This window comes from Anaerosporobacter sp., assembly GCF_965301125.1.
Genome location: NZ_CBDLAM010000263.1, coordinates 1,361 through 4,242 on the forward strand (window position 1 = coordinate 1,361; position 2,882 = coordinate 4,242).

The following is a 2,882-nucleotide window of genomic DNA, read 5'->3' on the forward strand; positions in this document are numbered from 1 at the left end:
CCAGATTTAATGATGGGCGGGGATGGAACTAATGTAGAAGGTTACTTAACAGAACTACATCTCAGTGCTATAAGTGAAGCAATGAATCAGATGATGGGTTCTGCGTCTACTTCATTGTCCTCCATGCTTGAAAAGAAAGTAGATATTAGTCCTCCTGTTGCAAGTCTTATTGACTTACACGGTGCTGTCGATGAATCAATGATATCTGATTTCTTAAAACAACCATTTGTTAAGGTTGCGTTTAAAATGGAAATAGGAGACTTGGTTGATAGTCATATAATGCAGTTATATCCATTTGATTTTGCTAGAGATTTATTTAGAAAATTCTCGGAATCAGGATCTAATTCAGAACCACAACAAGTCGGTAAGGTTGAAGAACCAACGCCACAGGTTCAACCAATGAACCAACAAACTGTTACTGCAAATCCTATGACGGGAGGTCAACAAATGATGGGTCAACCAATACCTGGTCAACCAATGCCTGGTTATGGAACTGTTCCAATGTATCAAGGACAGATGCCAAATATGCAAATTGGCCAAATGATGCCAATGCAAGATGTTAATGTTCAACCAGCCCAATTTCAAGCTTTTAACAATATTTCTACACAGGTCCCTGGCCAAGAGAATATTGATTTAATTATGGATGTACCGCTTGAGGTTACTGTTGAATTAGGTAGAACAAACAAATCAATTAAAGAAATCTTAGATTTTACACCAGGAACAATTATTGAATTAAATAAACTTGCTGGAGAACCAATTGATGTATTGGTAAATGGTAAGTTTGTTGCAAAAGGTGAAGTTGTAGTAATAGAAGAATGTTTTGGTATTAGAGTGACAGAAATAGTTAAATAGAAAAGAAGTTTAGATAGGAGAGGTAAAAATGGCGAAGAGAATTTTAATTTGCGACGATGCAGCGTTTATGAGGATGATGATTAAGGACATCTTAACTAAAAATGGATATGAAATTGCTGGTGAAGCTGAAAATGGAGTGAAAGCAGTAGAAAAATATAATGAAACTAAACCAGATTTAGTTATGATGGATATTACGATGCCGGAGATGGATGGTATTCAAGCGCTTAAAAAAATTAAGTCAATGGATCCAGCTTCAAATGTAATTATGTGTTCTGCTATGGGACAACAAGCAATGGTAATTGAATCTATCCAAACAGGAGCAAAAGATTTTATTGTTAAGCCATTCCAAGCGGATCGTGTTTTAGAAGCTGTTAAAAAAGCGATAGGCTAATAAGATGATTTCAAACATTTATTTATTCCAAGGCAGTTCTATGATAAAAAATCTTGCGGAATTATTTGGATTATTACTCGTATTTGTTTTGATTTTAGTTTTGGCTTATTACACATCAAAGTGGATAGGTAAAACTGGTGGAGGAATGAACCTCAAAAACAATAACATTACAATAGTAGAAACTTTGAGATTAAGCCAAACAAAATATTTACAGATCATAAAAGTAACAGATAAATACATTGTGATTGCAGTGTCAAAGGATCACGTTGAATACTTAACGGAAATTGATGGAGAAAAATTGGATTTCTCTCAAGGGGGTACACAAGCACCTTCCTTCAAAGAAATCCTTACCAAGATTAAGACGGGTAACAATATGAAATCAATTGACCGTAAAGAAAACGAAAAAGATGAGAATGATGTGTAGAGGTTAAATGTATGAACACAAAGTTAAAATGTAAAACTGGTAAAATAATTGTAAATTCGCTTGTTGCTTTGTTTGTTATGTCTATCATCATTCTAGTATTTTCTGTACCTGTTAAAGCTAGCAGCCAGACAGACTCATCAGATGTAACTTTTACATCTGATGATGAACCATTTGGTTTTAACTTTAATCTCTCAACAAGTGGAGAGGGATCAGGCATATCATCAACATTACAAATTGTAATTCTATTAACTGTTATTTCAGTAGCACCATCTTTGTTGTTGATGGTGACTTCGTTCACAAGAATTATAGTAGTATTACACTTTGTTAGATCAGCATTAGGAACTCAGACAACACCACCAAACCAAATACTTATTGGTTTAGCATTGTTTTTGACTGTTTTTATAATGGGTCCAGTGTTTACGCAGATAAATGATGAGGCAATAAAACCCCTATCAAAAGGTGAAATTACACAAGAAGAAGCATTTGAAAAGGGTATGGAACCGATTCGCAAGTTTATGTTCAATCAAGTGAAGGATAGACCTCAAGATATTAAACTTTTTATGGATATCGTAAATTTAGGTGATGCGAATATAACGGTTTATGAATTAGACGATATACCTAATTCAGTATTAATTCCTGCATTTATGATATCTGAATTAAGAAAAGCTTTTATAATTGGTTTCTTGCTATATATACCATTCATTATTATCGATATGGTTGTTGCTTCTACCTTAATGTCAATGGGTATGATGATGCTACCTCCAACGACTATTTCAATGCCATTCAAGATACTGTTGTTTATCTTAGCGGATGGTTGGAATTTGATAATTGGTAACGTAGTAAAGACCTTCTATGGATAGTAGGTTCTTAACCGGTTACTTTGTTTTTAGTTAGGAGGTTAATATGAATGTAGATGTGGTTATTGATATAGCTAGAGAGGCACTTTTAGTTATTATCAAAGCTTCTGCTCCTATGCTAATAGTATCTTTAATCGTGGGTTTGATTATAAGTATTTTTCAAACAATTACTTCGATTCAGGAGCAGACATTAACCTTTGTTCCAAAATTATTAGCTATATTTGTAGTTATGATGTTAACAGGTTCTTGGATATTCAAAACTATTATTGATTTTACTTATCAATTGTTTTCAAATTTTGGAACTTATATTAGATAAATTATGAATTATTACGCTGTATATAACTAGGTAGGATAATAT

At 33.3% G+C, this 2,882-nt stretch carries 5 protein-coding genes; all 5 read left to right on the forward strand.

All coding sequences use genetic code 11. The features are described 5' to 3' along the window. Positions 1-852: flagellar motor switch phosphatase FliY (fliY, locus tag ACW2QF_RS18285; RefSeq protein ID WP_455717452.1), on the forward strand; the 852-nt coding region annotated here is incomplete at its 5' end. A 28-nt stretch (positions 853-880) separates the two neighbouring features. Further along, the gene (locus tag ACW2QF_RS18290; RefSeq protein ID WP_455717453.1) at positions 881-1,243 is read left to right on the forward strand and encodes a response regulator; all 363 of its coding nucleotides are present in this window, start codon (positions 881-883) and stop codon (positions 1,241-1,243) included. Between the two features lie 40 nt (positions 1,244-1,283). Then, the gene (locus ACW2QF_RS18295) at positions 1,284-1,667 is read left to right on the forward strand and encodes a flagellar biosynthetic protein FliO (RefSeq protein ID WP_455717454.1); all 384 of its coding nucleotides are present in this window, start codon (positions 1,284-1,286) and stop codon (positions 1,665-1,667) included. An 11-nt stretch (positions 1,668-1,678) separates the two neighbouring features. Further along, on the forward strand, positions 1,679-2,527 hold the full coding sequence (gene fliP / locus ACW2QF_RS18300; RefSeq protein WP_455717455.1) for a flagellar type III secretion system pore protein FliP: 849 nt from the start codon (positions 1,679-1,681) through the stop codon (positions 2,525-2,527). 43 nt (positions 2,528-2,570) lie between these two features. After that, positions 2,571-2,840 carry a flagellar biosynthesis protein FliQ gene (gene fliQ, locus ACW2QF_RS18305; protein ID WP_455717456.1) on the forward strand — a complete coding sequence of 90 codons (270 nt, stop codon included), beginning with the start codon at positions 2,571-2,573 and terminating at the stop codon, positions 2,838-2,840. The last annotated feature ends 42 nt before the right edge of the window (positions 2,841-2,882 follow it).

Bases quoted from the DNA above. Each gene is read 5' to 3' on its own strand.
- ACW2QF_RS18290 (WP_455717453.1), top strand. From the start codon at position 881: ATGGCGAAGAGAATTTTAATTTGCGACGATGCAGCGTTTATGAGGATG.
- ACW2QF_RS18295 (WP_455717454.1), top strand. From the start codon at position 1,284: ATGATAAAAAATCTTGCGGAATTATTTGGATTATTACTCGTATTTGTT.
- fliP (WP_455717455.1), top strand. From the start codon at position 1,679: ATGAACACAAAGTTAAAATGTAAAACTGGTAAAATAATTGTAAATTCG.
- fliQ (WP_455717456.1), top strand. From the start codon at position 2,571: ATGAATGTAGATGTGGTTATTGATATAGCTAGAGAGGCACTTTTAGTT.